Raw genomic sequence first — 24,667 nt, 5'->3', positions numbered from 1 at the left:
GAAACTCTTTTCTAGGTATGCCGTTTTAGAATGCTACTTTATCTTTAGAAATTCGATAATTTTCTGAGAAGCAGATCCATCTCCATAAGGGTTCACTTTGTCTAAATTATTTGTAGGGTTAGTTAGAACTTCTTTAGCTTTTTGAACTATTACAGAAGAATTAGTTCCAACCAAATAGCAAAATCCGCCTTTAATTCCTTCCATTCGTTCTGTGTGATTACGTGTTACCAATACCTGCTTATTAAAACTAGGTGCTTCTTCCTGAATACCCCCGGAATCTGAAATTATAAGATCACATTTCTGCATTAAAAAGATCATAGTAGGATAAGTAACAGGAGGAATTAGACTAATATTTTTTACTTTTCCTAAAATTTCCATTACAGGACCAGATACATTAGGATTAAGATGAAGAAGATAAATAATTTGAACATTCTCTAAATGAGATATATCTATTAATGCTTCACAAATATTTTTTAAACCAGACCCAAAATTCTCTCTTCTATGTCCAGTAACAAGGATCAATTTCTTTTCCTCATTTATTAGACCTTTGATCTTTATTATTTCCTCAGATTCTTGATCATCGATCTTTTTAATTGCCCATTTTAGTGCATCTACTACCGTATTTCCGGTAGTTAAGATATCTTTTGCATCTACCATTTCATTCTCCAAATTTGTCTTAGAGTCTGAAGTTGGCGCAAAATGAAAATCGGCTAATTTACTTATAAGATGTCTATTTGCTTCCTCCGGAAACGGAGACCTTTTATTATAGGTTCTTAAACCTGCCTCAATATGACCTATTCTAATATTCTTATGAAAGCTACCCAAGGCTACCATAGCTGCAGTTGTAGTATCACCTTGAACTAAAACTACATCTGGTTTATAATCATCTAAAACAGGGTCCATAGAATTTAATATGGAAGCACTCAGAGAGTTTAGACTTTGGCCTGTCTTCATCAAACTGAGATCATAGTCCGGAATGATTTCGAAAAAATCCAATACCTGATCCAACATTTCTCGGTGCTGAGCTGTCACACACACTTTATAAGAAATATGCTGACGATCGAGTTCTTTAATGATCGGAGCCATTTTAATAGCCTCGGGCCGTGTACCAAAACAAAGAAGAATTTTCAAATATTTTATTTTAAAAAACGTTCACCTTTACCAAATATCTGAAAGCTAAAATACGCAACAAATAACTTAAGCCATGTCTCTGCAGTGGTTTTATTAAGATCTGAAAGTTTTTTTACTTCCTTAAAATATTTAGATAATGAAGCTTTACTTTTTATTACCGCAGGAAACCTTTTTTTTAACTCCTGTAAATAATGTTGCTTTAAGTTTTTACTTAGTAAATTATATTCTTTCAAAACCTCCACCTGATTTATGAGACTATTATAGTGAGAAACTTGCATCTTGATGTTTGCTTCTCTATAAATTTTTTCTGAAATACTATCTTGATGAATTCTATAGTAGGTAGCATAAAAATCTAAAATTTTAAACTTAGGAAATTCTCTGGCAAATAATCTGATATAAAAATCTCGATCTTGTCCTGCTAATAGGTCTTCATCAAATAATTGTTTATCTTCTAAAAAAGACCTTCTAAACATTGCATCTGGCAAATACCAACTTATTTTTCTTACTACATAATCGTGTAAAAAAGTTGAACTATATTTCAACCTTTCATCGGGAACATTTACTTCAGTAAAATCTGTTCTTATAGTTTTTGTAAAAACTACATTCAAATCTTGATGATCTATAAATTCTTCAACCTTTCTTTCTATAAACTCAGGATGCATAAGATCATCACTATCAAACCAATTGATCAAATCACCATTTGATTTTTGAAATCCGTAATTTCTAGCGGAATTACCTCCACCTAATTTAGTATTTGGTCTACTTACGCTTATAATTCTAATATCATTTTGCACTGCTATATTCGCAATTGACAAAGATGCATCAGAAGAACCATCATCAACCAATATTAACTGCCACTTTTTATAAGTTTGATTTATAACAGATTCTATAGTTTCCTGAAGAAAACTTTCTCTGTTATAAATAGGAATGATAATACTTACTAAAAAAGAATCATTCATTTTTTAGAGTTGTTTTATACTTCTAAGTACTTTGAAAAATATCCTTTTTATTTTATAGGAGGTATTTGAAGGTCCAGGTCTTCTTAAAGCTTTAAAACTCTTCTGGGAGATTTTTGATTTAGGATTGTCACAAAATTTAGAAACTACTTCATCTAACTCATTTCCTACATGGTAAGCAAAAGTTTTGGGAGTAGAAAGTCTATACCAACCCAATCTATCTGCAGGAAAATCTAAATAGTATTCTTCATATCCCTTTTTAAATTTTTCCTGAGGAAATTCTTTATTCCACATTAAAACTTCTCGTCTATAAGTAGCAACAAAATGGTTTGCACCAACTATAGCTCTTGTAGGTTTATCTAAATAGTATTGTTTCTGCTTCCATGAATATTCAGCATTATTTCTATCCAGCAAGGCTGCATTTCCTAATCCTTTCAGAAAAAGTTCGCAATCGTAATCACTTACCGCCTTTCCATATTTTATTTTTCCCATTAAGAAAAGATCATAAAATAAGGAGCGGTTGTAATAAAGTGATAAATTTTGAGAGGGAACTGGAGAAACCACTCCTGCCTTGGGATAAGAATTGAAGATTTCAAAACATGCGTTTTCCCAACCTTCCATAAATAAAACATCGCTATCTGCAATAGAAATATAATCTTCAAAACATGCTCTAGCTTCACTTATAATTGCATGAACCTTTCCCTTGTTCTCTTTATATATTACATATTTATTTATATATCCACTTTTATAATAACCAGATAGTACTTCTTCAACTTCTGTATTAGATGCATTGTTAATAATAGTTATAGCTGTAGTTTCATTATTTATAGATTTGAATAAGGATTGAAGACAGACTTTTAGTACTTCTATAGCTTCTTTATAATATAAATTTGAACTCTCTGGGATATGCACAGGAACGATCACCCTATGAAAGTAATGAACATTCTTTTCTGTTTTAAACTTCTCTGGATTGACTCCTGTACGCATTTAAAATATTAGATAAGTATAATTTAAAAAACCTAAAATAGACATTAAATTTATTCTTCTGAATATAGGTTTTAGAAAGCTTTAAGAATAATAAGTAGTTTTTCTTATCATTAAGTACAGACTTTTCATATTTATCAAATAGAATTAATTTCTGAGCGGCATTAAATTGCGTATAATACTTATTTATTAGATAATGATAAAATTCGAAAGTTGCTATATTTTTAATTCTAGATAGTCCCTTATTAGAGGAAATATTAAGGCTACTTGCTCTTATAGAAACTACAGAGGAATTAATAGAGTAAATATCTCCGAAATTTGAAACCTCTAGCAATGCTAAATCATCACTATACCATGCCAAGGGAAAATGTTTAAATTTTAAAAACTTTTTTCTGAAGATGTGCTCGCTTAAAGAACTTCGAGCCGGCCCCAAAATTTTATTCATAATAAAATTTACAGAATTTTCAACTTTCTCATGAACATGAACTTTCGAGATTGATTCCCCTCTATTATTAATTATTTTTGTGCCAAATCTTACTACATTAATATTCTTTTCATTGATGGTATTTATATTATTGTAGAAATCTGAAATGCAGTTTGGTTCCAAGACATCATCATCGCCTAACAATAAGATCCATTCCGCATCATTAACTTTTTCTATACAACGCTGCCAATGACTTACCAGTGAAGAAGCACCTAAATTTATTTTAAAATCGAAATAACGAATAGGCAGACTATTTGAATATTGGGAGATTATTTCTTCAGGATTAGACGGACTCCCGTCATTCCCGATATAAACTTCGAAATTCTTATTTGATTGTTCACTAAGGCTATTTAAAGTAGCAGCAAAAAAATCAATCTTAAAGTAAGGTATAACAATGGCTAAATTCAATTTGATTTTATTTTATGAAAGAGTAAAAATAAATTAGCTAGAGAGTATAATTTAAAATATTTTAAAGAATATTTTAAATCCTCATTGTTTCTAATAAATTCTGATATTCCCTTTAAAAAAAATTGATTATTATATTTTATCCCCCAAACCGTATATGCCTTAAGCAATGGATACGAGACTCTATCTTGACTAACTAATAGGTTAAATATATTCTTATCAATAATTCTGTTGGATTCAACTTTCACAAATTCATTTTCAAAAAGATCACCTGTTATTGTTTTCTTGTGTTTTCTGTACCAAAAAAGCACATAAGGTACTGGCATATAATTTATGCTTTCCACAAGGAAAATTCTAAGAAATAATTCTCGTTCTTCTCCATACTTTAGCTCTTCATTGAACCTATACTTCAAAATTATGTTCGATTTCCATATAGGCCCCAGAGAATTAAGATTAATCTGATATAAGAAGAAAGATTCTAATAAGGTTTTAGTTTTAACATTGCACAAATTATCATCTGCTTTCTTCAAGTCGAACTCTATTGTGCCTGTATCTATAAATTTACGATATTGGCATATAGTAAGATTTAAAGATAGATCATCATAAAATGGTTGCATTTGTAATTCCAATTTTTGAGGATGCATGATATCATCATCGTCAAAAAACTGAATGTATTTAGCGTTTTTAATTCTTGCCAGGTCTAACCCGTAATTTCTGGTGCCGGAAAGTCCCTTTTTATAGGCTTCGGTCTTTAAGAAGTAACTGAATCTGGAATCTTCTGAAATGAAATCACTTACTACTTTGGAAGTGTCATCGGTGGAATGATCATTTACAATTATGCACTCCCAATTCTGATAGGTTTGAGATTTAATAGAATTAAGAGTCTCCTCAATTAAATGAGCACGATTAAAAGTTGCAAGTAGTATAGTTACCCTATAATTATCCAATATCTAAACCTCTTAGTTAGCATTATAAATTAGAATTCTAAGAATCATTTTCCTCATTAAATAATGAATTTTTAATGCCATTTGTAGCCTTTTGCTCAACTTAGAAAACATTTTATCTTCCTTTGATATCTGTTTTATTAATTCTAAATTATTAGAACTATAATGATATAAAAGAAAGACTCTTCCAAAGTAAGTCAAACTATTAACCGTATGGCATTTCTGGTCAACTAAAAAGTAAAAAACTTTATTAACTGCTGCGTTTAGATTGGAAGCACGAAGACCCGTTGTATCCAAGTCTTCTGTCATAGAATTCAAATGTTTTCTTCTAAAAAAAAGAACTTGATCTAAAACCTCATACTTTGGATTTTCTTTTAGGAACAATTTAGAAAAGAATTCCCAGTCTTCTGCATATCGTAAATTTTCATCAAACCTTTGATCTTTTAAATACTGTGCTCTAAACAAAAATACCTGAGCAACTAATCTTAATTTTCCAATTAAAAATGCTTCGCCAAAGGAATATAATTTAGACTGAAAAATTTGTTGATGATCTTCCCAATTTATTTCATCTTCATTTTCAAAATTTCTTCTCCCACAAATAGAAAACATGCTTTCAGGATGTTCAAGTAATCCTTTTAATTGAAGTTCCAACTTTTTAGGATGCATTAAATCATCATCATCAAAAAACTGAATAAATTCTGACTTTTTAGACTCTGCAAGATCTAACCCATAATTTCTAGTTCCGGAAAGTCCTACTTTATAATTTTCAGATTTCAAGTAGTAGCTAAAACGTTTATCCTTATTAATATAATCCTGCACTATTTTTTCAGTACCGTCGGTAGAATGATCATCAATAATCAAACATTCCCAATGACTATAGGTTTGAGCAAGTATAGATTGCAGCGTGTTGGGCAACAAACTTGCTCTATTATAAGTTGCAATTAGAATGGTGATCTTTGGATTTTTCATACTCAGTGGAATAATGAATTTTTAATTAAACCCAGGGTCTCTATTTTATTGAAAGTGCTTTCTAATAATATAGATCTTTCACTTTTTAAGATCTTCATTAAGTTCTTAAGGTTATGTTCGCTTTTATTTTGGATCAAGATTATTCTTATGCTCTTTATCAGTCCTAATTTTAGTATCTTAAAGTCTAAATTTTTAGTTGCCATTTGCTTAAGATCTAATTCAATGATCTTTTTGTTTCTTATATAATATTCTAAAACCTCCCTTTTATTAAGATGGATCATCTTAATAAAGCTTAACATCTCCTCGCTCCACATAAGATCTTTCGCTACTCCTTCCAACATTTTAGAGATGGCACTAGTATATGAATTTCCATGCTCTTCCTCCAAATTGATTTTTGATGTTAAACTTTCTCCATGAATTCTGTATGAATATAAGTTTTTATCCAAATTAAAAAATCGATATTGGTTTAAAGCTCTTATCCAGAAATCGTAATCTTCAATCAAAAAAAGTTCAGAGTCATAACCATTCAAACCTTCAAAAACCTCTTTTTTGTATAGAAATGAAGCACCAATATAATTTCCTATTAATAAATATTCTGCCGGACCTGCAACCTGAATTCTTTTAATAGAATTATCAGACCGAATGATATCATAATTTGAAAAGACAATATCTACATTCTCTTGTTCTATAACCGTGGATAATTCTTCTAGAAAATTTTTCTTTAATAGATTATCATGACTCGTCCAGGTAATGTATTTTCCTACAGCAGATTTATGACCTATATTTAAACTAATAGGTAACTTTTTATTTGTGGAATTGGAGATGATCTTAATTCTGGAATCTTTTTTTTGATAATTCTCTGATATTTCTAAACTTTTGTCTGTAGAACAATCATTAACTATTATCAATTCAAAATTCTGATATGTTTGGGTGAGTATGCTTTCAATTGCTGAAACTAGATAATTCTCGCCATTATAAACAGGCAAAATGATCGAGATCAATGAAGATTTTATATTTTGATTCATCAACTTATATTAAAAGCAATACTGTTTATGCTAAGAAGTTTATAGTTTAGAGATTGCTTTTTTAATAAAAATATATCCTTTTCCAGAAACTGCATTCAAAATAATCCAATTCGAATAAAACCATATAGACTTATATTTTTTATATGATCTTAGTGTTCTTAATACTTTTAATTGAATCTGTCTCAAAGAAGAACTTTTCTTTGACTCATAAGAAAATCGAATAATTCGTTTTAAAGATCTTTTTATAATTTTTGAACTTGCAAAGTAACCAAGATCCTGCAACAAATAGATCTCATTATCTATTAATAGCTGTAAAGATGTAGATTGATTTATAGATTCCTTATGAATTCTTCTATAACAAAGATCTTCTTTAAGGTATTTCCCTTTAGTAGTATAAAAAAGATAGCGAGAAAAAAAGTTGTACTCCTGCCCCGATCTCAAATTTTCATTAAACCTAATTTTTATACTTTCTTTTCTAAGCAAAGCATCGTCTGTTATCCAACCAATTTTTCCGGTTATAAAATTTTCTGGAGTAATAAGTAGATCGAGATCAAGAAAATAAGGTCTGGATTTATTCCCGGCTTCATCAAAATTAAGACTATTCGCAATTACAAAGTCGAGTTCTGGCGTTAAAGCTTCAAGTTTTAGCTGAAGATTATCGGGCAGCATAAGATCATCACTATCAAACCAATTCAGAAATTTTCCATTACACTTATCAAAACCGTAGTTCCTGCAAGAATTTGCACCTTTAAGAAAACTTGAAGGCCTGAGGTAATAATGAAACCTCTTATCTTTATTTATATAACTATCTATCAATGCTTTGGTGTGATCTATAGAACCATCATCTACTACAATACATTCCCAATTATGATAAGTTTGAGAGCATATAGAATCTAAAGTTTCCCCTAGCAGATGTGCTCGGTTATAAGTAGGAATGATTATAGAAACTAATGGTTCTTGCAATATTATGACTTTAATCTTTTTCTATAAGAGGTTACTAAGGGATTGGTATAAATAAAGTATTTCAATTTTAGAAGTTTTGGATATTTCAATGCGCATTCTAGCCAATTTAATAATACAAAATGTTTAAACTTTTCCTCGTCACCGAGATATTTAAAATAGATATAAGAATTTTTATAAAAATACTCTAAAACAGACATTTTTAATTGATTGCTATAGGCCCATTTTAACAAAGAGTTGAACATTAACGCCATATTCCTTTTATAAAGTATGGTTGAATATAAATGGAAAACATTTGAATCATGCACACCACGAATACTTACAGGTCTATCTAAGATTCCGGCAATCAATTTAGCCTTTAAAGACATTTTTATCCACATATGCGTGTCTTCTGCAACTTTCAGTCTGTTATCAAAATAACCAACCTTTTTAAAAATTTCACGCTTCACAGTTAGTCCATTACCATGAAAATGTCCAGCATCCCCTTTTGGAGACATCTTATCAAATAATTCATTAGATTTAATTTTATAATTTATGGTGGTAAGCATTAATCGCTCCTTTTCCTCCTCCGAGGCATTTCTGTAAAAGTGGACGCCAATTGCATTATAAACCCCATCAATACCATAATCTTCCGCAAATAACCTTGCATCATTTTGGAATCTGTTTTCTAAATAATAATCGTCTGCATCTAAAAATGCTATAAATGAACTGGTAGCCATTTTAATTCCCAAATTTCTACTAAATGCCCTACCACGATTTTCTCCATTAGAATGTTTGTAAGTTCTAATTTTTGAATTTTCATTCTCAAGTTTGGCAAGAATTTTAGAGGTATCGTCTGTACTTCCATCATCCACCACGATCACTTCCGCAACTTCCTTTTGATCTAAAGCAGATAAGATTGCCTTTTCAATATATAATTGAGTATTGAATACCGGAATAATAACTGATACTTTAAAAATCAAAATTTATATTTTTAAAAAAATTGAGTTTTATTAAAACTTATTTAGTAATCCTAAATTAATCATGATTTTAATTTTAAGAGAAGATCTCAATTTATTAAGCTTCCTTTCAAGAGCTTTGTAATTTTTAAAATCTTCATGAATTCTGGAAAAATCACTAGTAATAACCTCCGACCTTTCTTTCATCATCAATGCTTTATCTGAACTAGCCCCACCAAGATAAAATACAGTTATTATATTATTAACATATTCAAAACTAGCATTAAATTTATAGAAGGCGATAATAAAAAATTTCCAATCAGAAACAATTTTTAGGTTTTCATCATAAAGACCAATTTCTTCAAATAAAGTTTTTTTTATAAAAGTTGATTGATGTGCTAGAGAATCAGAGTATAAAAATGAAAATGTTAATTCACTTGGCATATCCCGGATATAATTATTACTAGCTTGATATATGTTCTTGTTATAATAATAAACATCCTTCCCTTTCAACTGAAAATAGTTATTACTTAAAATTTCAGAATTAATTAATTCATCGCCACTATTAAGAAATAATAAATATTCACCATTTGCAGCACCTATTCCTTTATTCATGGCGTTATATATGCCAGAATCAGGTTCACTAATCCAATAATTAATACTGGATCCTTGACTTGAAATTAATTCGGCACTGCCATCATTAGAACCTCCATCTATCACAATATATTCAAATTCCTTCCAGGTTTGATTAAAAACACTTTTAAAAGTTCTCTTTAATCCTTCCAGATCATTGAAGTTAACTGTAATAATAGAGATTAAAGGTCTACTCATGAGCACTGGTAAATTTTTCATGATAAACTTGTTCTATTCCTTGCCTAAGTTGAATTTTATGTTCCCATCCTAAGCTATGTATCAAACTCACATCTAGTAGTTTTCTTGGTGTTCCATCTGGTTTTTCTTTCTTCCAAACCAATTTACCTTGATAACCTAGAATCTCCTTTATAAGTAACGCAAGATCATGAATAGAAATATCTTTTCCAGTACCAATATTCACACTTATGTTACCTTTATAAATATCCATCAAGTAGATACAAGCTTCTGCTAGATCATCTACATGCAAAAATTCTCTCATAGGAGTTCCAGTTCCCCATATTTCTACACTCTTTAAATTTTGAATTTTAGCTTCATGGAATTTTCGGAGTAATGCAGGAAGAACATGAGAGTTCTTAAGATCATAATTATCATTAGGACCATAGAGATTTGTTGGCATCACAGAAATAAAATCGCATCCATATTCTCTATTATAATTCTCACACAATTTTACTCCAGCAATTTTAGCGATAGCATAAGGTTCATTTGTAGATTCTAAAGCTCCATTAAGTAAATAAGATTCCAATATAGGCTGTGGGGAAGATTTTGGATAAATACAGGAGGAGGCTAGAAAAAGAAGTTTCTGTACATTATGAAGATAGCTCTGATGAATTACATTGCTCTCGATCATCAAGTTTTGATAAAGAAATTGGGCCCTTTGGGTATTGTTGGCTTCTATACCTCCAACTTTTGCAGCTGCCAGAAAAACATATTCCGGAGATTCTTCCTTAAAGAACTTTGCGACAGCAGCCTGATTGGTAAGATCTAACTCGCGAGATGTCCTAAAAATTAAGTTGGTAAACCCCTTCTCCATTAAATGTCTCACTAAAGCAGAACCTACCATTCCGGAATGACCAGCTATGTATATTTTTGAATTTTTCTTCATCATTATGCAGTTACTTACTCATGGTAATTCATTACGTCATGACCACCTTCTTTAAGATATTTCTCTTTTTGAAAATTCTTAAGATCTGTAAGCATCATTTCCTTTACCAGTTCTTCTAAACTATACTTAGGTTTCCAATTTAATTTTCGCTTACATTTTGACGCATCTCCAACTAAAATGTCTACTTCTGCAGGTCTATAATATTTAGGATCAATTTTTATGACTGTTTTCCCGATCTCTATCTTAAAATCTGGATGCTCGCTTTGTTCTACAATACCTACTTCATCTATTCCTTTTCCTTTAAATACAATATGAACTCCAACCTGTGCAAAAGACATTTTAACAAAATCTCTTACGGAAGTGGTGACTCCCGTTGCTATCACAAAATCTTCAGGTTGGTCTTGCTGTAGCATTAACCACATAGCTTCTACATAGTCTTTTGCATGGCCCCAATCTCTTTTCGCGTCTAAATTACCCAGAAATAAAGTGTCTTGCATACTTATAGCTATTCTAGCCGTAGCTCTGGTGATCTTTCTAGTAACAAATGTTTCTCCTCTTACAGGAGATTCATGATTAAATAGGATACCATTGCAAGCAAACATTCCATAGGCTTCTCTATAATTAACAGTGATCCAGTAGGCATAAAGTTTTGCAACTCCATAGGGACTTCTCGGGTAAAACGGCGTATTTTCATCCTGTGGTATTTGCTTTACTTTCCCATACAACTCTGATGTTGAAGCCTGATATATCTTTGTTTTTTTGGAAAGTCCTAGTAGTCTTACTGCTTCCAAAATTCTCAGCGTGCCTAGACCATCTATATCACCTGTATATTCTGGAGTATCAAAACTTACCTTTACATGAGACATTGCTCCCAGATTATATATTTCATCTGGTTGAACTTCCTGGATGATCCTAGTTATATTCATAGCATCACTAAGATCACCATAATGTAGTTTAAATTTAACATTCTTATCATGCAAATCCTGATATAAATGGTCTATCCTATCTGTATTAAATGAAGAACTTCTTCTTTTAATACCGTGGACCATATATCCTTTAGCAAGTAATAATTCCGCTAAATAAGATCCATCTTGTCCGGTTACACCTGTTATAAGAGCTGTTTTCATAACTAATATTATTTTCTTTTAATCCAAAATAAATCCCATAGGATGATTTAATACCAAATGTCCGGCATTGAAATGCTTTCATTCCCAGTATTATCTTCATCCAGAATATGAGGTAAAGATTGAACTTTCTTCACACTTTTAACTCGATCTTTTCTAATAAAGGTAAATTCTGCCACCGATGGAATTTGATATCCTCCAACATCCTTTATTCCACAACAGTTGTTTGGATGAATATGGACACAATAATGATTTTGAAGTAACTTACTAAATGAGGCTGATGCTTCTTGATAAAATTTATCATCCCACAAAGAATGCAGTCTATGAAATTCAATAACAATAATCCTGAATTTATTTAAAGTTTTTGCAGTTGTCGCATTTAGAACATCATACTCATGTCCCTCTATATCCATTTGTAAAATTAAATCTGAAGTATCTTCTAGCTGTACAGAATTTATCCACTCTTCTAATGTTATAAAACCCTCATTACTAGAATTACCGATAAATTTTTTTATAAACAAAAACCGCCTATCATCTTCAATTGGATTATCAACCGAACCATCTGCCATAAAAATTTTCATTCCCAGATTAGCACATTCTAATTCGAAATTAGACAAATTGCCAACTCCAGGAGAAAAACAGGCATGAATTCCTTTTAGATCATCTGGAACAAGATATCCACCGTCTCCTGAACCTCCCAATCTCATTAACTCTTTTTCCGTTTTTACAGGTTTCAAGTTATTTATTAAACGTAGTATCCTTCTCTTTTTAATTGGAGTTTTTATTAATTTGAATCTAATAGACCCAATCAAATTATTTAAATTTCTATATCTCATCAATCTTTATATCAGATTTAAAATGAATATCACCCCAACTTTTGCTCCACTTTGTAAATACTCCATTATTAAAAGAATCTAAGATTTCAAAACCTATGGCTTCAAAGGCTTGATCTAGAATGATAAAGTTAGAGTTTTCTAAACTACCCGTAGCAACTGAAAAATTTAAATAATATTCTCCGGGAGATAGATTATGATTTTCTATTATAAAATTAATAACAGAATTATGTTGTGTGATGTTTACAGAGGGTGTGAAGAAAGAGCCAATTTCTAGTTCATTCATATTTAAAACTGTACCTGTTATAGATACCTCAACATCAGAACGGATATTTTTTATAACAGATAAACTAAAATTTAAAGGAATTTCTAAAGTTACTAGATTATTATGACTAGTAATCTTCACCATTTCAACTTCGTTGGTGGTATTATTTCTTCTATGAGTATGATCTAATAGGCATTCTTTTTTGGAAATGGATTTAAAATTGTTCAAATAATATTCAACACTATCCCTTGCACTCCCAGTGAAGATTAAATTTCCATTACCTAAAACTATTCCTCGAGAACATAAACTTTTTACAGCATCCATATTATGACTAACAAAAATTACTGTTCTACCCTGCCCTTTTGATAAATCTTTCATCTTTCCAATCGCTTTTTTCTGAAATTCAGCATCACCCACAGCTAAAACTTCATCTACTACTAATATTTCCGGCTCTAAATGCGCTGCAACGGCAAATCCAAGTCTCACTGTCATCCCACTACTATAACGTTTCACTGGGGTATCTATATACATTTCGCAACCGGAAAAATCTATAATCTCATCTAGTTTAGTTGTAATTTCAGACTTGGTCATACCTAGAATAGCTCCATTTAAATAAATATTCTCTCTTCCGGTTAATTCCGGATGAAAACCAGTACCCACCTCTAATAAAGAAGCTATGCGTCCTTTTGTCTTTATAATTCCGGTTGAAGGCGCAGTAACTCTGGAGAGAATTTTTAAGAGCGTAGATTTACCCGCTCCATTTTTACCTATAATACCAAGAACTTCTCCTTGGTTCACTTCAAAATTAATGTCTTTTAACGCCCAAACATAATCTTCTGATGCTTTAAGACTTCTATCATTAACTCCTCCAATTTTTAAATAAGGATCTTCCTTGCCTCTTATACTATGCCACCATCTATTAAGATCGTGACTTAAAGTGCCTGTACCAACAGTTCCTAGACGGTATTGTTTTGAAATGTTTTCAGCTTTTAATATAATAGACATTCAGGATGGATTTAATACTAATATTACAATTAATGTTTGGCGTTTTTATAAATAATAACCTGACTTCTAGCAAATATTCTATTTAAAGAAGAAGGAAGTTTTCTTTCCCAAACAAATGCCTTCTTCCTAAATGACCTTTGATTATAACTAGCAGGAAGTAATCTATGAAATCTTTCAAGTGTTCCAAGGCTAATAATTTGAACATCTTGAAAATATTTAGCACCTAATCTTTTAAAATGTTTACTACTGTTATCTCTCTCTGGGTGAGGATCATTAGCTTTCCAGATTTTAAAAGCTTCTTTTGAAAATTTTGAAGGTCTTCCTGGAACAGGAATATGCCATCTAATCTCATCTAAAATTCTACTATTTACCGCAGGTTCAAAAAACCGAGATTCCCCGGTAGGAGCCAATAATTCACATATTTTATTAAAGAATTTGCGCTCTATATCATGAGTAAGATGATGTAAAAATGCTTTCCCCACAACAAAGTCAAAGTCTTTTTCTTTAAAATCTGCAGTCAAGAAATCTCCTTCAATAAATACTATTGGATGAGTAAATTTGTATAACTCATTCACTTTTGCAATGATCTCCCCACTCTTGGAAGAAATATCATTTGCATATACCTCTGCTCCCAATGCAGCCATGATAGCGGCATTTGCACAATCTCCACATCCAAGTTCTAAAACTTTTTTACCAACTATCTTATTCTGAAAATCATCATGATATAAACCCACCCAACTGGTATCTGTAGCAGTGGCATCTGCTAAAAAAACATCCAGTTTATTAAGTCTTTTAAGAATACCATTTACTTCAGAATCTAAAAATTGATATTTCTGATCGTAAAAATCGATATTCTTCTTTTGATTATCATCCATAATTTAGAGCTCTATTTGATATCATCCTTTAAACGGTATCTATGAATGTTTTTTCAGTACGGTTAAAAATGATCAAACCTATAAGAAAAAGTACTATCGATATTATTAATGCATAAAAGAATCCCCACCAAGTAAAAACACCATAGTCCAGTATCATAAATCTAAAACCTTCAACGATCTGTGTTAATGGATTATATTCTACAATCCAAGCATACTTTGGCTGGCCTTTTTGCACTTCGCTTAAAGGGTATGGAACTGCAGAAATATACATCAATAAACTTACTGCGAAACCTACTAAAACCGACAAATCTCTATATTTAGTAGTAAATGCGGAAATTATCATTCCGGCTCCCAATCCCAATAATGCAATCATTATAACATATATAGGAAATAGTAATAAATTTAAATTGGGAGATATAGCTGTTCCTTTAATGACAAAATAGATATAAAAGAAAATCAAGATACAGAGTTGAATCCCTAGCTTTAGTAAGTTTGAAAATGTGGTGCTTAAAGGCATTATAAATCTTGGAAAATATACCTTGCCAAACAAGCCTTTATTACTTACAAAGGTATTCGAAGTACCTGTTAGACATTGACTAAAATAATTCCAAGCAGTTATCCCTGTTAAATTAAATAGAAAAGCAGGAACCACTCCTGTTTGAATATTCGCGATATTATTAAAAACCAATGTAAAAGTTATCGAGGTGAAAAGTGGTTGAATAAAATACCATAATGGCCCTAACACAGTTTGCTTATAAACCGTTACTATATCGCGCTTTACAAAAAGAAATAAAAGATCTTTATAACGCCAAATTTCTTTAAAGTTAAGGTCAAATAATTTATGTTTAGGCGTGATCTCGTAAAGCCAGTCCGAATTTATTTCTTTCAAGATGGGGATTTTAATATTTCTATTAAACTGTCTAATACTAATAAAGATATTAATAAATTGCAGCTGTACTCTCTTTGAGCAAATTTATCTCATTAAATTTTATCAACCCATGATTTCAAATAGAATATTCACCTATTAGCCATAATGATTTTTAATTCTATTCCATTCTTACTTTTTCTTCCAGTTATTTTTATCCTTTATTGGTTTGTATTCAAAAAAGTAAGCTATCAAAATATACTATTATTAGTGGCTAGTTATTTTTTCTATGGATGGTGGGATTATAAGTTTCTTTTACTCATAGCCGGAAGTACATTGGTAGATTATTCTATTGCTATTGCGATTTACAAAAATGAGATTAAAAAGTGGAGAAAGGTATTACTCTTTTCCAGTGTAGCCTGCAACTTATTGTTATTGGGATATTTCAAATATCTAAACTTTTTTATAGAGAGCTTTATAGAACTCGGTAACTCTATTGGACTATCTTCAGATTATAACACCTTACAAATTATACTCCCGGTAGGAATCTCCTTTTATACTTTTCAAACCCTTAGCTATACTATAGATGTTTATAGAAATGAAATAAAGCCCACCTATAACTTTATAATATTTGCTACTTATGTCTCCTTTTTTCCACAATTGGTTGCAGGCCCCATAGAAAGGGCTAAACATTTATTGCCGCAATTTATTAATTCTAGAAAGTTTAATCTTAATAATGCCAAAAGCGGGATACAATTAATTATTTGGGGACTTTTTCAGAAAATGGTGATTGCAGATAATTGTGCAACCTTCGTTAACGCAATTTTCAATTCTTATGAAAGTCTCAATAGTTTAAGTTTATTGCTTGGCGCATTTTACTTTGCATTTCAGATCTATTGTGATTTTGCAGGCTATTCAAATATTGCCATAGGAACGGCTAGATTGCTTGGATTTGATTTAATGAGAAACTTCAATTACCCTTATTTTTCAAAAAACATTATTGAATTCTGGAGGAGATGGCACATTTCTTTATCTACCTGGTTCAGAGATTACCTATATATTCCATTAGGAGGTTCCAGAGGAAGTAAGCTTCAGCAATTAAGAAACATATTTATCATTTTTCTTGTGAGTGGATTTTGGCATGGCGCAAACTGGACTTTTATAGCATGGGGTGGTCTTCATGCTATATTTTTTGCTCCTATTTTATTTAAAAAGTCAAAAACAAATTCAATGGTTAAAGTAAAAGAGCATACTGCAAATAAATTTGGAGACCTCATTAGAATTTTATTTACTTTTTTTATTACCTGTATTGCGTGGGTGTTTTTTAGATCATCAACGATCTCCGACAGTTTTAAATATTTAAATAAAATAATAAACAATCATTCCTTTAAAATAGAATATTTAAATATAGAAAGGTATAGTGTAGAAATGGTTCTATTAATCTTAATTTTTATAGTCATTGAATGGTCCAATAAATCTAAGGAACAACCATTAAGCGGAAAACTTGAACTTTTAAAAACCATTTCAATTATATGGATGATCCTACTTTTTGGAGTATTTTCAGATCATTCCACTTTCATTTATTTTCAATTTTAAAATGAAAAAATTCCTATCGTATATATTATCCATCCTGTTTATTATTATTTTGAGTCTTTATTTGTTAGATTTTATCTACACATATGGTTATCACCACGGAACACCAAGAAATAAAATCTCTTACTTAATGCAAAGTGAAAATGATACTATAGATTATATATTTATTGGATCTTCAAGAGTAGACAACACCGTAAACGCAGATATCATTTCATCCATTACTGGAAATAGTGCTATAAACTTAGGATTTCAAGGCGCAAAAACAGACGACTATCTAATTATCTTAAAGCTGTTGCATGATAGAAACATACATTCCAAACAAATTTTTATACAAGTAGATTACGTGTATAATATAGATGGTAACTCGGAAATTCTGAAAAGTGAATTCATGCCTTTTTTCAACAATAAAGTGATCTCTGAGATTATAAAAGAAAGTGATCCTGAATACTTTCAACTAAAATATATCCCATTTTATCGATACCTGAAATATGATTACAAAATTGGCTTTAGAGAATTCTTTAATTCAATTAGTGGTAAAAAAAACAGAATAGATCTTAAAAATGGATACTTCCCAAAATATGGTAATACTAGTCAAAAATTATCTTCCACTTTACCAGATCATATTATAAGTAAAAACACCAATATCAATAAAATTAATACTTTCGCTAAAAAGAACAACTTATCTATAATCTATTTTATGGCTCCATTTTGTCCAAATACTAAGAACTTAGATTATTCGAAAAAATTAAAAAGCAAACTTCCAAGTTTTTTAGATTACTCGCATGTATGCCCCTATCAAGATCAATATTTTTATAATTGCAGCCATTTAAATGATGTAGGTGCCACAGAATTTAGTAAAATTATAGCTAAGGATATTTTAAAAATGAATAATTAATATTATCTATTCAAAATTCTTCATAGCATTTCTCCAAATCTTCCTTAATGTCCTAACACCCTTAGGAGACTCCCCATAGGCATTGTATTTATTATAAGAATACCCATACCCATAGCCGTATCCATATCCGTAACCATACCCGTATCCATATTTAGCACGGTGTTGGAAGTAGTTTAAGACAAAACTTATATTCTTTAATTCTCCTTTTTCGTATTTCTCATTAATCGACTCCAACATGCCTCTCTTAGTATAATCCTGACGAATTAGAAAGAGTGATGCATCTGCATATTTTACAAGATTCATGGCATCTGCTACAATTCCAATTGGAGGAGTATCAAGAATTATATAATCATATCTAGTTTTCAGATCTTCCATTAGAGTTTCCATTTGATCTGCCATTAATAACTCTGAAGGATTGGGAGGAATAGGCCCTGCTGTTATAACATCTAAATGTGGAATTTTACTCTCTTGTATAATTTGATCTATTGTTGCCTCTCCTATTAAATAATTCACGATCCCTTCCTCATTCTTCAATTCAAAATCATCGAAGATCTTAGGTTTACGCAAATCGAGACCTACTAATACTGTTTTCCGTTCACTCAAAGCAAAAACGGTAGCTAAGTTCATTGCGCAAAAGGTTTTTCCTTCTCCGGAAACCGAAGAAGTGATCAACACCGTTTTAGACCCTACAACTCCTTGCTTTTTATACATGAATTGCAGACTACTTCTCAATCCTCTAAAACTTTCTGCAATGGCAGATTTAGGTTTGTTGAAAACTACCAGATTATCATCAGACTTATTTTTACCAATTAATCCTAATATGGGAATTGGGGACATTCTGCTAACCTCTTGAGCATTATGAATATTGGTATTTAGAAATACGATCAAGAAAACAAAAACCAAAGGGATTACTCCCCCTATTAATAAGGCCATTACGTAATTAAGCTCGGTATTGGGCCCAATTTTCCCCCCTCCTATGTCTTTGGCATTATCTATTACCATTACATCGCTCACATTTGCCGCTTTTACCAGACCAGCTTCACTCCTTTTTTCTAAGAAAAGATTGTATGTCTTTTCACTCAAACTATACTTCCTTTGGATCTTCAAAAGGTCTTGCTGATCTTTTGGTAATTTCTTTATCTCGGTTTCAGCCTCAGAAATTTTTCTATTTATGCTATTTATTTGATCTTGTAATAAGCCTTTAGAAGAACTTATGTTCTCTAATAAAATAGATTTAATAGAGTTGATTTGTCTATCTATATCATCAAATACCGGCGAGTTCTCTTTTAAAGTATATTGATAATTACTTCGCTCTTCTGCTAGTGCAATTATTTTCCCTACTCCACTCGAGATGCTACCTTCATTAATACCTGCTACTGATGGAGCTGGAACATTTGAATAATCATTTTTTGTTTGAAGATAGGTTTGTAACGTATTGTAATAAGCTAATTGTCTTCTTATTTGTTCTTTTTCTACATCTAGTGTAGATAGCTTGTTTGAAAGATCAGACCCTTCCGCAGAAATATCTAAAATAGAATTCTGATTCCGAAATAGATTTAATTCATCTTCTACAGTTTGTAGCTCACGAGACTTTACAGCCAAACTACTATCTATAAATCGAATAGTTTTAGTAGCAAAGAGATTCTTTCGCTCCAGCATATTTTCACTAAGCACCGCTACCGTACCATTTAAATAATCTACAATTCGAGCTTTATTGCCACCAACCTGACTCAAATTTAAAACCGATGCGCCTTGTCCGTCTGGGTTAACAGAAACAGATCTATATTTCCCTACCGCAGAATCAAAATTTAAGAAGCGAATATAAAACTCCTTTCCTGCTTGCAAAGGTTGCTCAGTTCTTTGTAGAGTTCCGCTAAAAAATGGAAGGTCTATAGATTCTCCAAAACCATAATTTTTACTGAATTCTTGAGCCTGAAGATCTATACTCTCCTTTTCTTTAGTGGCGTAATTCTGCCCGGTTACTGAGGCAGGAAGCGTAGCACTTAAGTTAAAACTAGTAGCATCTACCATTTTTAATTTAATTACTAAGCCTAAAGCCTGAGCTTTTGAAGTATCTACCTTTACCTTAAATGGTGTAGTACCATAGGCGTCAATTCGCTGGTATTCGCCATCTACCAAATAATCCATATAATACTGAAGGCGCTCTACAACCTCTTCATTATGAGAACGAGATTTTAAAATGGTAACTGCGGTGTTCACTTTATCTGATGTTCCTCCCCAGTTAAAGGTTAAACTGGTATTAGAGGTGAAAAATGGATTTTGATCATCTTTAATAGAGATCGAGTTACCGAGTTGATATACCGGTAATTTCCGAACGTTGTTATAATAGGCTACTCCTAAACTTATAGCAATAGAGATCACCAACAATTGCCAATAACTTATAATTTTAAGTACAAAGCCTTTAAAATCGAAGGTGGAACCTACATCTGAGATATGATCTTCTTCGTGCGCCATAAATTATCTGGTAACAATTAATATTACAGAGGTTAACAAGGTGATCACACTTATAATATCTCTTAAATTCCCTAAGCCTGTGGTACCTACCCCTAAAGCTTTTTGAGGTAATGGATTTACTAGAATAAGATCGTTAGGCTGAATGTAATAATATGGACTTTGAGTAGCTTTAATTCTGGTAAGGTCTATACTATGAATTTCCTCACCAGCAGGAGTCTGCCTTATGATTCTTACATCTGTCATGTCACCATATTCAGTAATACCACCTGCCTGAGCTACGGCTTCCATAATATTTACTTGCTCTTTATAGATAACCTGGCTTCCAGATCCAATCTCACCCAACGTAGTATATCTAATTCCTGCTAATTTTACAGTTACAAAAATATTGGCTTCACTTTTAAAATATTTATCTAAAAGCTCTGCTTCTATTTTGTTTCGTATCTCCTCTACGGTAAAGCCAAGAACGTTGATCTCTCCTAAAGTTGGCACTCTTATATTTCCATGCTGATCTACAGAAAAACCATCATAATACAATCGCTCCTCACCCGTAGCGCTCAGATTATTTTCATCTATTGGATTAAACATCCCCACCAGTTCCTGATCTAATGCCTTTACTCTAATACTCAACAGATCGTTAATCTGTACTCTATAGGGTTTATTTAATTTATGTATTTCAATAATACTATTTACTACCTTCTCATTAGGCTGCAAATAAGTTATTTTCTTAGTAGGAACACAGGAGGTAAAACCAAGTCCTATAACTAAAAAGCAAATTATTAATATATATCTCATAGAGGGGATATAAATAAGTTCGGTTTTATGGGGGTATTATACTTTTTGAATTTCAGAGAATATATCACTAATAGACCCCAAATCTCAACAAATATGGTGGCAAGATAGTGTTTTTCGATCTTCGCACATGCTAACCCAAACAAATATAACAGATGTAAGCTAATAATAAAACTAATCTACTTTGAACCCGGTAAATTCTGAGTATTTTTGCAAAAAAATTATCTGTGAATTATCTATCGGTTGAAAATATAGCTAAATCTTTTGGGGAGCATAAGTTGTTCTCAAACATTTCCTTCGGAATAAATGAGGGGCAAAAAGTAGGATTCGTGGCCAAGAACGGATCAGGAAAAACTACATTGCTACATATTCTAGCCGGTACCGATACTCCAGATGATGGTAGAGTAGTTTACAGAAAAGATATCACTTCAGCATTCTTAGCTCAAGAACCAGATCTAGACCCAAATCTAACTGTAGAAGAGACCATCTTTGCTGCAGATAATGAAACATTAAGAGTGATTGCCAGATATGAAAAGGCACTCGAAAACCCAGATGATGCTGAAGCTTATCAAAAAGCTTTTGAAGAAATGGATATGCTTCAAGCCTGGGATTTTGAATCTCAGTATAAGCAGATCCTTTTCAAACTAAAACTGGAGGAACTAAATAAAAAAGTAGGTGATCTTTCTGGAGGACAGAAAAAACGTTTGGCTCTTGCCAATATGCTTTTGCATAAGCCCGACTTTATAATAATGGATGAACCTACCAACCATTTAGATCTTGATATGATCGAATGGCTGGAAGAATATTTCAAAAAAGAGAACTTTACCATATTTATGGTTACGCACGATAGGTATTTTTTAGAACGTGTATGTAACGAAATAGTAGAGTTAGAAGATGGTGTTCTCTATACTTATAAAGGAAACTATTCTTACTATCTAGATAAAAAAGATGCTAGAATAGAGCTAGATCAAACCAATACAGATAAGGCAAAACAACTCTTCAAAAAAGAATTAGACTGGATGCGCCGTCAGCCAAAGGCCCGTACCACAAAGTCTAAATCTAGAATAGATGATTTTCATGATATTAAAGAAAGAGCATCTAAAAGAAGAAAAGATCATCAGGTGCAACTGGAGATCAATATGGAGCGATTGGGAAGCAAGATCGTTGAAATTCATAAGATCTCAAAAAGCTATGAAGGCAAACAACTGCTAGATAAATTTGAATATAATTTTCAAAAAGGAGAACGTATTGGTATCATTGGAAAAAATGGAACCGGAAAATCTACTTTTTTGAATATGCTTACCGGAAACATCAAACCAGATTCCGGAAAAGTGATCATTGGAGATACCATTAAATTTGGATATTATACGCAGGGTGGAATTGAAAGCAAGCCCGGGCAAAAGGTTATAGACGTTATTAGAGAATTTGGAGATTTTATTCCGCTTCAAAAAGGACGTCAGATCTCTGCGCAACAATTGCTGGAACGCTTTTTATTCGACAGAAAAAAGCAATATGATTTTGTAGAAAAATTAAGTGGTGGTGAGCGAAAGCGTCTTTATTTATGTACCATTCTTATTCAGAACCCAAATTTCCTAATTTTGGATGAGCCAACCAACGATCTGGATATTGTTACTTTAAATGTATTAGAGAATTTTTTACTTGATTTTCCTGGCTGCTTGGTGGTAGTTACTCACGATAGGTATTTTATGGACAAGATCGTAGATCACCTATTTGTATTTAAAGGAAATGCTGAGGTTCAAGATTTCCCTGGAAATTATTCAGATTATAGAGAATATGAAGCTTTAGAAGCTTCAACTCCAAATAATAAATCTACAGAGGTTGCTAAGGAAACCACATCTCAAAAGAAATCTAATAATGAAAATTCTAGATTGACATATAATGAGCAGAAAGAATTTAAAAAATTAGAAAAAGAGATTCCGAATTTAGAGAAGCAGAAAGAAAAGATTCAGGCAAAATTTCTGGAAGAATTGTCTGGAGAAGAAATAGACAAAACCTCTTTAGAGCTTCAAAAAGTTTTAGATGAAATTGAGACAAAGACCGAACGCTATTTTGAATTGGGTGAGAAAGAGTAGTGAGAAGTGAGAATTTACAACTCAATTATTTCTAACCTAATTTATTTTAGACACACTAAACTTATTTCAGTAGCTATTTTTAACTTTAATATTATGCGTTAGAATATGACTAAGGTGCATTTATTAAATTGACTATCACCTCAAGTATCCTAACAATTAAAGTGAAAGTGGTTATTTTATTTTTTACTGGCCTACCGAAAATTACCTTTCCACTCGAGCGGAGTCGAAAGGTCTTTTTGTGGTGGCTACAAAAAAACGTTAAGTGTTATAAATAATTTTAAACCCTGAAACAAGTTCAGGATGACGTTAATTAATTTAACTGCAATCTTGAGCATCTTAATAATTAAAGGCAAAGTGGTTATTTTATTTTTTATGGCCAATCGAAAATTACCTGTCCCTTCGAGCGGAGTCGAGAGGTCTTTTCTTAAAGAAAAACAATAAGTTCTTACTATAAAATACACTTAATTAAATACTTTTTACTCAATACGCTGTACTGTATACTAAAGACTAAATTAAACTTGCATCAATTCATTTCCTACATAAAATTTCTAATAAGATCTACAAATCAGCATGGGGTGCACTCCCCTTTTGTCTATTTACTTCTTACAAAATGTTTCTATAGAAAAGGTAAAAAAGAATCCATTCTAAAGCTGAAACAATTCAGAAAAAAATTACTTCAAGATAAAAAGAACATAAACGTTAAAGATTTTGGCGCCGGGAGTCGGGTTTTCAAATCTAATAAAAGGCAAGTATCTGCTATTACCAAGAATGCTGGAATCTCAATGAAGAGAGCAAAACTCTTGAACAAGCTTATTAATTATCTTGAAATTCAAGAAGTATTAGAGTTAGGAACATCTGTAGGTTTAGCTTCTGCCGCTATGGCCATTGATACGAAGGCAAATATTTTAACTTTTGAAGGTTGCCCGGAAACGGCTTCTGTTGCACAACACTATTTTAAAGATTTTAATCTGAACAACATCAAAATAAAAGTAGGTGAGTTTGATGAATTGCTAACTAATCTGTCTCCTAAAAAATCTTTTGATCTTATATATTTTGATGGAAATCATCAAAAAGAACCAACATTAAAATATTTCCAAAAACTGCTTCCACAAGCCCACAACAACACTGTTTTTATCTTCGATGATATTCACTGGTCTCAAGAAATGGAAGAAGCCTGGGATATAATTAAAAAAGATCCTAACGTTAGAGTTACCATAGATTCTTATTATTGGGGACTGGTTTTCTTCAGAAAAGAACAAGAAAAAGAGCATTTTACTTTAAGGCTGTAACAAATCTTAAAAGT

General features: G+C 31.6%; 22 protein-coding genes. 4 read left to right on the top strand and 18 right to left on the bottom strand.

The features are described from left to right. Positions 1-33: 33 nt before the first annotated feature. The 16 genes from wecB to BLT84_RS08565 all read right to left on the bottom strand — a co-directional run bounded on the left by wecB (position 34) and on the right by BLT84_RS08565 (position 15,543). Entirely contained in the window at positions 34-1,131 is a 1,098-nt protein-coding gene (wecB, locus tag BLT84_RS08640) for a non-hydrolyzing UDP-N-acetylglucosamine 2-epimerase (protein WP_091264586.1), read from the bottom strand. 5 nt (positions 1,132-1,136) lie between these two features. After that, entirely contained in the window at positions 1,137-2,090 is a 954-nt protein-coding gene (locus BLT84_RS08635) for a glycosyltransferase family 2 protein (RefSeq protein ID WP_091264583.1), read from the bottom strand. A gap of 3 nt (positions 2,091-2,093) precedes the next feature. After that, on the bottom strand, positions 2,094-3,074 hold the full coding sequence (locus tag BLT84_RS08630; RefSeq protein ID WP_091264580.1) for a glycosyltransferase family A protein: 981 nt from the start codon (positions 3,072-3,074) through the stop codon (positions 2,094-2,096). Beyond that, entirely contained in the window at positions 3,043-3,963 is a 921-nt protein-coding gene (locus tag BLT84_RS08625) for a glycosyltransferase family 2 protein (protein ID WP_157717920.1), read from the bottom strand. Before BLT84_RS08625 ends, BLT84_RS08630 begins: the two co-directional genes overlap by 32 nt. Further along, entirely contained in the window at positions 3,960-4,907 is a 948-nt protein-coding gene (locus BLT84_RS08620) for a glycosyltransferase family 2 protein (RefSeq protein ID WP_157717919.1), read from the bottom strand. Before BLT84_RS08620 ends, BLT84_RS08625 begins: the two co-directional genes overlap by 4 nt. Positions 4,908-4,919: 12 nt before the next feature. Continuing rightward, complete coding sequence (locus tag BLT84_RS08615) at positions 4,920-5,873, bottom strand: glycosyltransferase family 2 protein (protein WP_091264570.1); 954 nt, start codon at positions 5,871-5,873, stop codon at positions 4,920-4,922. A 2-nt stretch (positions 5,874-5,875) separates the two neighbouring features. Next, positions 5,876-6,898: a glycosyltransferase family 2 protein gene (locus BLT84_RS08610; RefSeq protein WP_091264567.1), complete on the bottom strand. Its 1,023-nt coding sequence runs from the start codon at positions 6,896-6,898 to the stop codon at positions 5,876-5,878. A 39-nt stretch (positions 6,899-6,937) separates the two neighbouring features. Continuing rightward, positions 6,938-7,861 carry a glycosyltransferase family 2 protein gene (locus BLT84_RS08605; protein ID WP_157717918.1) on the bottom strand — a complete coding sequence of 308 codons (924 nt, stop codon included), beginning with the start codon at positions 7,859-7,861 and terminating at the stop codon, positions 6,938-6,940. 2 nt (positions 7,862-7,863) lie between these two features. Next, positions 7,864-8,820 carry a glycosyltransferase family 2 protein gene (locus tag BLT84_RS08600; RefSeq protein ID WP_157717917.1) on the bottom strand — a complete coding sequence of 319 codons (957 nt, stop codon included), beginning with the start codon at positions 8,818-8,820 and terminating at the stop codon, positions 7,864-7,866. Between the two features lie 30 nt (positions 8,821-8,850). Further along, positions 8,851-9,648, bottom strand: coding sequence for a glycosyltransferase family 2 protein (locus tag BLT84_RS08595; RefSeq protein ID WP_091264556.1), 798 nt, complete (start codon positions 9,646-9,648; stop codon positions 8,851-8,853). Continuing rightward, positions 9,620-10,552, bottom strand: coding sequence for a GDP-L-fucose synthase family protein (locus BLT84_RS08590; protein WP_091268141.1), 933 nt, complete (start codon positions 10,550-10,552; stop codon positions 9,620-9,622). Before BLT84_RS08590 ends, BLT84_RS08595 begins: the two co-directional genes overlap by 29 nt. Before the next feature lie 14 nt (positions 10,553-10,566). After that, positions 10,567-11,679, bottom strand: a complete 1,113-nt coding sequence (gene gmd / locus BLT84_RS08585; RefSeq protein WP_091264553.1) for a GDP-mannose 4,6-dehydratase — start codon at positions 11,677-11,679, stop codon at positions 10,567-10,569. Positions 11,680-11,726: 47 nt separating this feature from the next. Beyond that, complete coding sequence (locus tag BLT84_RS08580; RefSeq protein ID WP_157717916.1) at positions 11,727-12,413, bottom strand: FkbM family methyltransferase; 687 nt, start codon at positions 12,411-12,413, stop codon at positions 11,727-11,729. 88 nt (positions 12,414-12,501) lie between these two features. Further along, positions 12,502-13,779 carry an ABC transporter ATP-binding protein gene (locus BLT84_RS08575; RefSeq protein ID WP_091264548.1) on the bottom strand — a complete coding sequence of 426 codons (1,278 nt, stop codon included), beginning with the start codon at positions 13,777-13,779 and terminating at the stop codon, positions 12,502-12,504. Positions 13,780-13,808: 29 nt separating this feature from the next. Next, positions 13,809-14,654, bottom strand: a complete 846-nt coding sequence (locus BLT84_RS08570) for a class I SAM-dependent methyltransferase (protein WP_091264544.1) — start codon at positions 14,652-14,654, stop codon at positions 13,809-13,811. 28 nt (positions 14,655-14,682) lie between these two features. Further along, positions 14,683-15,543 (bottom strand): ABC transporter permease, encoded by an 861-nt coding sequence (locus tag BLT84_RS08565; RefSeq protein ID WP_091264541.1) that lies wholly within the window; start codon positions 15,541-15,543, stop codon positions 14,683-14,685. Between the two features lie 246 nt (positions 15,544-15,789). Here BLT84_RS08565 and BLT84_RS08560 point away from each other — a divergent pair, with 246 nt between their 5' ends. Both BLT84_RS08560 and BLT84_RS08555 read left to right on the top strand, forming a co-directional pair. Then, complete coding sequence (locus BLT84_RS08560) at positions 15,790-17,115, top strand: MBOAT family O-acyltransferase (RefSeq protein ID WP_317039978.1); 1,326 nt, start codon at positions 15,790-15,792, stop codon at positions 17,113-17,115. 127 nt (positions 17,116-17,242) lie between these two features. Further along, entirely contained in the window at positions 17,243-18,007 is a 765-nt protein-coding gene (locus tag BLT84_RS08555; protein WP_157717915.1) for a hypothetical protein, read from the top strand. Between the two features lie 6 nt (positions 18,008-18,013). On the opposite strand, the gene BLT84_RS08550 is transcribed toward BLT84_RS08555, so the two are convergent. Beyond that, a complete protein-coding gene (locus BLT84_RS08550) occupies positions 18,014-20,482 on the bottom strand; it encodes a polysaccharide biosynthesis tyrosine autokinase (RefSeq protein ID WP_091264526.1) in 2,469 nt (822 codons plus the stop codon). A gap of 3 nt (positions 20,483-20,485) precedes the next feature. Beyond that, positions 20,486-21,274 carry a polysaccharide biosynthesis/export family protein gene (locus tag BLT84_RS08545; protein ID WP_091264522.1) on the bottom strand — a complete coding sequence of 263 codons (789 nt, stop codon included), beginning with the start codon at positions 21,272-21,274 and terminating at the stop codon, positions 20,486-20,488. Between the two features lie 224 nt (positions 21,275-21,498). On the opposite strand from BLT84_RS08545, the gene BLT84_RS08540 reads away from it, so the two are divergent. Together BLT84_RS08540 and BLT84_RS08535 are read left to right on the top strand one after the other, a co-directional pair. Then, positions 21,499-23,364: an ABC-F family ATP-binding cassette domain-containing protein gene (locus BLT84_RS08540; protein WP_091264518.1), complete on the top strand. Its 1,866-nt coding sequence runs from the start codon at positions 21,499-21,501 to the stop codon at positions 23,362-23,364. Positions 23,365-23,882: 518 nt separating this feature from the next. Further along, positions 23,883-24,653 carry an O-methyltransferase gene (locus BLT84_RS08535; RefSeq protein ID WP_091264515.1) on the top strand — a complete coding sequence of 257 codons (771 nt, stop codon included), beginning with the start codon at positions 23,883-23,885 and terminating at the stop codon, positions 24,651-24,653. Positions 24,654-24,667 lie beyond the last annotated feature (14 nt).

Origin of the sequence: Gillisia sp. Hel1_33_143, assembly GCF_900104765.1 — a bacterium.
Lineage (GTDB): Bacteria > Bacteroidota > Bacteroidia > Flavobacteriales > Flavobacteriaceae > Gillisia.
Note: the sequence above shows the minus strand (reverse complement) of the source record. Positions and strands in the feature narration are given on the sequence as shown.